Origin of the sequence: Mesorhizobium sp. M4B.F.Ca.ET.089.01.1.1 (assembly GCF_004022605.1) — a bacterium.
GTDB lineage: Bacteria > Pseudomonadota > Alphaproteobacteria > Rhizobiales > Rhizobiaceae > Mesorhizobium > Mesorhizobium abyssinicae.
In genome coordinates this window covers 1-5,889 of record NZ_RZOS01000366.1, presented here as the reverse complement: position 1 = coordinate 5,889, position 5,889 = coordinate 1, and the positions used below count along the sequence as shown (strand labels likewise).

General features: G+C 65.0%; 5 protein-coding genes and 1 pseudogene. 1 reads left to right on the top strand and 5 read right to left on the bottom strand.

All coding sequences use genetic code 11. From position 1 onward, the window contains the following. From EN780_RS25820 to EN780_RS41590, 5 genes and pseudogenes are all read right to left on the bottom strand, one after another. Positions 1-1,419: ABC transporter ATP-binding protein (locus EN780_RS25820; RefSeq protein WP_189556732.1), on the bottom strand; the 1,419-nt coding region annotated here is incomplete at its 3' end. A 209-nt stretch (positions 1,420-1,628) separates the two neighbouring features. Next, complete coding sequence (locus EN780_RS25815; protein WP_128275702.1) at positions 1,629-2,606, bottom strand: quinone oxidoreductase; 978 nt, start codon at positions 2,604-2,606, stop codon at positions 1,629-1,631. Positions 2,607-2,658: 52 nt separating this feature from the next. After that, entirely contained in the window at positions 2,659-3,489 is an 831-nt protein-coding gene (gene pcsA / locus EN780_RS25810; protein WP_128275701.1) for a phosphatidylcholine synthase, read from the bottom strand. Further along, positions 3,486-4,100: a DUF1326 domain-containing protein gene (locus tag EN780_RS25805; RefSeq protein ID WP_127311367.1), complete on the bottom strand. Its 615-nt coding sequence runs from the start codon at positions 4,098-4,100 to the stop codon at positions 3,486-3,488. Before EN780_RS25805 ends, pcsA begins: the two co-directional genes overlap by 4 nt. A gap of 14 nt (positions 4,101-4,114) precedes the next feature. Further along, positions 4,115-4,647: pseudogene (locus EN780_RS41590) on the bottom strand (DUF2182 domain-containing protein). A 466-nt stretch (positions 4,648-5,113) separates the two neighbouring features. Between EN780_RS41590 and EN780_RS25795 the strand changes: the two are divergent. Beyond that, positions 5,114-5,889: FAD-dependent monooxygenase (locus EN780_RS25795; RefSeq protein WP_189556730.1), on the top strand; the 776-nt coding region annotated here is incomplete at its 3' end.

Below are 5,889 nucleotides of genomic sequence, written 5' to 3'. Positions count from 1 at the left end.
ATCTGGGTTGATGACCAGCACCGCCGAGCCGCTGCGCGCCAGTTCGATCAGTGCCGGGCGGATGTGGGCGGCGGCCCCCGCGTCGACGCCCCAGGTCGGCTGGTTGACCACCATGACGCTTGGCTTGCGGTCGAGCTCGCGCCCAACGATGAATTTTTGCAGATTACCGCCGGACAATGCCGCGGCCTCCGGATCGGGCGCGCTCTTGCGAACGTCCATCACCTCGATGATGCGCTGGGAAGCAGCGTAAATGGCGGCGCTCTTGACCATGCCGCCGGAGCCGACGAAGGCCTTGCCGTCGGTGGCGTGGCGCGAGAGCAAAAGGTTCTCCGACAGCTTCATGCGCGGCGCGGCGCCGTGGCCGAGCCGTTCTTCCGGCACGAAGGCAGCGCCCATCAGCCGCCTGCCGGTGATGCTCAGGCCGCCGGCGTCCTTGCCGCGGATGCGTACCGAGCCGGCCTCCGGCTGCAGCGCTTCGCCGGAGACGGATTCGAAGAATTCGCCCTGGCCATTGCCGGCGACGCCGGCGATACCGATCACCTCGCCGGCGCGCACGGTGAGGTTGATGTTCCTCAGCGGGATCGAGAATGGCGTCGCCGGCTTGCGGGTCAGCGCGCGGATCTCGAGCAGCGCCGGCGCCGTCTCGATGCCTTCGGCCGGCGCGCGCACCACCGCCTTCACCTCGTTGCCGACCATCATGCGGGCGAGCGAGGCGGCGGTTTCCTGGCGCGGATTGCAATGGCCGACCACCTTGCCGTGACGCAGCACCGTGGCGCGGTCGCAGATGCGTTTGACCTCTTCCAGCCGGTGCGAGATGTAGAGGATCGACTTGCCTTCCGAGCGCAGCCTTTCCAGCGTCTCGAACAGCTTGTCGGCTTCCTGCGGCGTCAGCACCGATGTCGGCTCGTCGAGGATGATGAGCTGCGGCGTCTGCAGCAGGCAGCGGATGATCTCGATGCGCTGGCGTTCGCCGACGGAGAGGTCACCGACCAGCGATTCCGGATCGAGCGGCAGGCCGTAGCTGTAGGAGAGCGCCCGCGCCTTGGCGGCGATGCTGCTGATGGGCGAGCCGTCGTCCAGCGACAGCGCGATGTTCTCGGCCGCCGTCAGCGCCTCGAACAGCGAGAAATGCTGGAACACCATGCCGATGCCGAGCTTCTTGGCGGCGCCGGGACTGGCGATCCGGACGGGCTGGCCGTCCCAGAATATCTCGCCGGAATTCGGCTCCAGCGATCCGAACAGCATCTTGACCAGCGTCGACTTGCCGGCGCCGTTCTCGCCGAGCAACGCGTGGATCTCGCCCTTCGCGATGTTGAGGTCGACATGGTTGCACGCCGTCAGCGTGCCGAAAATCTTGGTCAGCCCGCGAACTTCAAGCAGATTCGCGCTGTCGTGATTTGCACTCACAGTGCCTCCCATCTGGTTTGCCAGATATGTTCTGTGTTCCCGCAAGCATGGTATGCGCGGCCGGCTCCCGTCGGAAAGCGGCACGCGACTTGAAAGAGCTTCAAGAATTTCAGCGGAAACTCAAGCGGTAAAAAAGTACTCCGCAAGGCCACGAAAATCGGGAGCTGTCTTTTCGGGCGACCAATGCTTACGGCGGCGGCAAACCGCCGAAAACGACGACATCAGGGGATGAGGACGGTCGTGCCCGTCGTACGCCTTCCTTCGAGATCAGAATGCGCCCGGCCGGCGTCCTTGAGCGCGTACCGCTGGTTGATCTTGATCTCTACGGCACCGCTCAGCACGACGTCGAACAGGGCTTCGGCCGACGCCACGAGATCCTCGCGCCTGGCGTTGTAGACGAACAGCGTCGGCCTGGTGGCGAACAGCGAGCCCTTCTGCGCCAGCAGCGACATCGAGAAGGGCGGGATCGGCCCGGAGGACTGGCCGAAGCTGACGAAGGTGCCGAGCGGCCTCAGGCAGTCGAGCGAGGCGGGAAACGTATCGTTGCCGACGGAATCGTAGACGACATCGCATTTCCTGCCGCCGGTGATGGCGGCGACGCCGGCGACGAAATCCTGCTCCTTGTAGTTGATGACATGGTCGAAGCCATGCGCCCTGGCGAGCTCGATCTTGTCGGCGGAACTCGCCGTGCCGATGACGGTGGCGCCGAGATGCTTGGCCCACTGTCCGAGCATCAGGCCGACGCCGCCGGCCGCCGCATGGAAGAGGACGGTATCGCCCGCCTTCACCTTGAAGGTGCGGCGCAGGAGATACTCCGCAGTCATGCCCTTCAGCATCATCGCCGCCGCCTGCTCGTCGCTGATGCCGTCGGGCACCTTCACCACGCGGTCCGCGGCAATGACCCGCTGCTCGGCGTAAGCGCCGACATTGACGGCGTAGGCGACGCGGTCGCCGGGCTTCAGCCAGTCGACGTCGGCACCGATTTTGAGCACCACGCCGGCCGCCTCGCCGCCGGGGATCAGCGGAAAGCCGCCGGGCGGCGGATAGAGGCCCGAGCGATGGTAGACGTCGATGAAGTTGAGGCCGATCGCGGTGTGCCTGATCAGGATCTGCCCGGCGCCTGGCTGGCCCGGATCCGCGTCCTCATAGATCAGTACTTCCGGGCCGCCATGGGCGTGGATGCGGATCGCTTTGGGCATTGGGCAGTCTCTCTTGGGATCGGGCCGTCCTGGGAACCGGCCTTCGCGGGGATCAGTCTTTCCGGGCGCCGGGCTTGGCGCCGAGCCTTGGAAAGAACTGCATGATACCGCCGATGCAGGCGAGGTAAAGTCCGGTGACCGTGATGCCGACCTTGGTGAAGACGCTCACCTGTTCGCCCAGCACGCCGATCTGGTCGTAGAAGGCGGCAAGCGCTGCCTGCGCCAGCGCCAGCGCGCCGAAGGCGCACCACAAAAGCGTCATGCCGAGATTGATCGGCCTCAGCCGCACCACGCGAACCGGATGGATGAAGTTGATCGGCACGAAGGTGAGGATGCCGGCGACCACCACCACGGCGAAGGAAACCCACTGCCCGGGCTCGATGACGAAGAGCGTGAACACCACCATGTTCCAGACGACCGGGAATCCCTTGAAGAAATTCTCCTTCGTCTTCATGCCGGTGTCGGCATAGTAGATCGCGCTCGACACCACGATGATGGCCGCCGACAGGAAGGATAGTTTCTCGCCCATGAAGCCGCGCTGATAGAGCGCGAAGGCCGGAATGAGCACGTAGGTCACGTAGTCGATGATGTTGTCGAGGAGCTCGCCCGACCATGTCGGCAAAATCTCCTTTACCTCGAGCTTCCTGGCGATCGGTCCGTCAATGCCGTCGACGAACAGCGCCAGGCCCAGCCACCAGAACATCGCCGTCCAGCGCTGCTCGCTCGCCGCGACGAGCGACAGGAAGGCCAGGAACGAGCCCGATGCCGTCAGCAGGTGCACCGAAAAGGCGCGCGCCTGCGGCCACGTGACCTTCTTCTTCGGTCGCGGAATCCGATCGGCGATTTTCTTGGCGGCTTTCCTGGCCGTAGTGTTCTTGCTCACGGGCCCCGCCAGTCCAGTTTGCAGATCTCGGCCGAACGGCCGGCAAAGTTCCAGTTGCGGCCGAAGGCGCGCATCTTGCTCTTGTCGGACTTAGCCACGATGATTTCCGGCGCGATCCAGTACTCGGAGTTGCTGATCACCGTATCCTTCTCGCGGTCCTTGCCGGGAACCGGCGTCACCGCCCCGTCGATGATCTTTGGTATCTGGAAGATACGCGTCTTGTCACGCGTCTCATAGGTGATCGGCGCCTGTTCGACGCCGAGGAATTTTCCGACCAGGATGGAGAGCAGCGCGGTTGTGCCGCCTGCCTTGCCGGTAAAGATCTTGGTCAGCGCCTTGACCGCGTAGACCGAGGCGCGCTTGTCGATGAACAGGCCGGCGGTCCAGTTGCCTCGGCTCATATATCCGGGGATTTCCATCACCAGGCCGAGATTGAGCCCGGAGAGGTCGACGTCGCCGAAATGGCCGGCGTCGATGCGGAAACCGGCCCAAGTCTGGCAATAACCCTCGGTCGGCGGATGGCTGCCGAGCGACAGCACGCAGGGGCAAAAAACCGTGCAATTGCAGGAGAGGACGAGCTCTCCCTTCATTGCCCAGCCCTGATCCGTCATCGACTTCTCCCCCCTCAGGCCGAAACTAATAGCAGGGCGGCGCCCCAGACAAGCAGTATCGCACCGGCGACCCGGCTTGCCACCCTGCCCTGGGTCTGTTTTTCGATCAGGGTGAACAGGCCGATCAACGCCATCCAGAAGATGTTCATTGCGCCGACGGCGAACATCACCAGCATCAGCGCCCAGCAGCAGCCGAGGCACCACAGGCCCTGTTCCAGGCCGAGCCGGAAGATGCGTTGGGGTTTCGCGCTCCAGTTTGCGAACAGGATCGAGAACGGGTTCCGGCATTTCGTCAGGCAGGCTTCCTTCCAGCCGCTGAACTGGTAGAGGCCTGCGACCAGCAAGGCCAGCGCCCCGGCAATGCCCACGACCGGATCCAGCAATCGCGCCGCCGGAGCAAAAGCATGGACGCCGAGGGTCAGCCCCGCAACAGCGCCGAAGCGACGAGCCATGTGCAAAGATAGCCGGCGACCAGAACCAGCGGGTGGACGACCGGCTCGCCCTTGATGCGGGCGGTATCGGCGATCTCGCAATAGGTGCGGATCATTGGTGCTGCGGAAGGCAGCATCGCCGCCACGGCCATCAGGAACCACATCAGGACAAGCGCCGGCGCCTGGGCGCTGATTGCATCGGCAAACGACGCCGGTGTCAGGCAGAGAGCGAAAAACCGGTCCAGAAAATCCGGCAGCGGCAGCGGTGGCAGGTTGTTCAGCATGAAATCGCCGGGGGCCGAGGCGCCCGCTATCCGGCTTTCGGCGCCGCGGATCGCCATGGCGCCAAGCGTGAGCCAGGCCAGCATGACCGCCGCTCCCACTGCCACGGTCACCGCCAGCCGGGGGTTGCGCGCGACGCTCGCCGTGGCGCGGCCGGCCCGGTCGAGATGGCTGAAATCATGGTCCTGGCCGGTCATGGACCCGAAATGGGCCGAATCGCCGCGTTGATCAAGCCGTGCGATCGGGCCTATACCGACGTTGGCGGCCAGTTGGGCCTGCATTGCGATCTGGATACCGGATTTGGATCATCACAAGACAGCGCGGATATTGGTTGCCGGCAGCGGTCCGGCCGGGCTGATCGCGGCGCTCGGCTTTGCCGAGGCCGGCTTTGCGGTGACGCTGGCAGGCCCGGAAGCCAATGGCCAGGATGGCCGCACCACGGCACTGATGAACCCTGCCTTGAAAGTCCTCGAGCGGCTGGGCGTTCTCGCCGAACTCAAGCCAAAGGCCGCGCCGCTGAAGGTGATGCGCATCGTCGACGCGACGAGGCGGCTGGTCCGCAGCCCGACGGTCACCTTCCGCGCCACCGAAATCGGCGAAGAGCAGTTCGGCTTGAACCTGCCCAACAACGTGCTTGTTCCAGCCCTTGCCAGGGCGGTTGCCGCGCATGTGGGCATCGAATGGCGGAAATCGATGGTCGAGAGCTGGCGCCTGGACACCACCCATGCCCATGCCGTGCTTGCCGATGGCAGCGAGATTTCCGCCTCCCTGGCGGTCGCCGCCGACGGGCGCTTGTCGCCGGCGCGCGAGGCGGCTGGCATCGCCGCATCGGTGCGCTCCTATCCACAGGCGGCGCTGGTTCTCAATTTCAGCCACCGCAGCGACCACGCCTTCACCTCGACCGAGTTCCACACCGAGACCGGCCCGTTCACGCAGGTTCCCCTGCCCGGCAACCGTTCCAGCCTTGTCTGGGTGGTGAAGCCGGAGACGGCGACGGAACTGGCGGCGCTCGACAACGCAACGCTCTCGCAGCGCGTCGAAGAGCAGATGCAGTCGATGCTGGGGCGCGTCACCGT